Source organism: Mesorhizobium sp. M7A.F.Ca.CA.002.05.1.1, assembly GCF_003998335.1.
Lineage (GTDB): Bacteria > Pseudomonadota > Alphaproteobacteria > Rhizobiales > Rhizobiaceae > Mesorhizobium.
Genome location: NZ_RZQI01001390.1, coordinates 1 through 960, shown reverse-complemented (window position 1 = coordinate 960; position 960 = coordinate 1). Strand labels below are relative to the sequence as shown.

At 67.4% G+C, this 960-nt stretch carries 2 protein-coding genes; both read left to right on the top strand.

Annotation, left to right across the window (positions count from 1 at the left end):
• Positions 1–313: YnfA family protein (locus EN939_RS35805; RefSeq protein WP_127272013.1), on the top strand; the 313-nt coding region annotated here is incomplete at its 5' end.
• Position 314: 1 nt separating this feature from the next.
• On the top strand, positions 315–960 hold a 646-nt coding region (locus tag EN939_RS35800; RefSeq protein ID WP_127272011.1), incomplete at its 3' end, for a small ribosomal subunit Rsm22 family protein.

Sequence of the window (960 nt, the reverse complement as noted above, 5' to 3'; positions counted from 1 at the left end):
CCTCTATGCCGCCGCCGCTCTGGCCGAGATCGCCGGCTGCTTTTCGTTCTGGGCCTGGTGGCGGCTCGAAAAGTCGCCGCTTTGGCTTCTTCCCGGCCTCGCCTCGCTTGCCCTGTTCGGCTTCCTGCTGGCGCTGGTGGACATGTCAGCCGCCGGCCGCGCCTACGCCGCCTATGGCGGCATCTACATCGCGGCGTCGCTTGGCTGGCTGTGGCTGGTGGAGGGCGTTCGCCCCGACCGCTGGGATCTTGCCGGTGCCGCGCTCTGCATTGCCGGCGCTTCGGTGATCCTTCTCGTCCCGCGGGGCGCGTGAGATGGAGTTGCCGGCCTCCCTTCGCCAAGGTGTCGAGCGCCTGCTCGAAAACGTTCCTCTTGCGGTACTCAAGCAAGCGGCAAAAACGCTGTCCGACCGTTATCGTGCCGAGTTGCGTGACGGCCGTTTGCACATGGCCGAGGACCTGGCAGTGAAAGCCTATCTGGCGACGCGGCTGCCGGCGACCTATGCCGCGATCCGCGCCAGCCTCGACGCGCTGAGCGACGCAAAGCCCGGCTTTCAACCCAGGAGCCTGCTCGATGTCGGCGCCGGCCCTGGCACGGTGCTTTGGGCCACGACCGACCAGTGGCCCGATCTCGAACAGGCAGTGTTGTTCGAAGCCAGTGCCGCGGTGCGCAAGGTCGGCGAGACGCTTGCCGGCGACACAATTGCCGCCCAGACCAGATGGCTGGCCGGTGATGCCACCATCGACCTTGCCGACATCGAGCCGGCCGATCTGGTCACGTGCGCCTATGTGCTCGACGAAATCGCTCCCGCATCACTGCCGAAGCTCATCGACCGCCTCTGGCAACTCACCGCCGACACGCTGCTTGTGGTCGAGCCGGGCACCCCCGCCGGCTGGCAGCGCATCCTTGCCGTGCGCCGGCAGTTGATCGAGGCGGGCGCGCATGTGCTTGCGCCTTGCC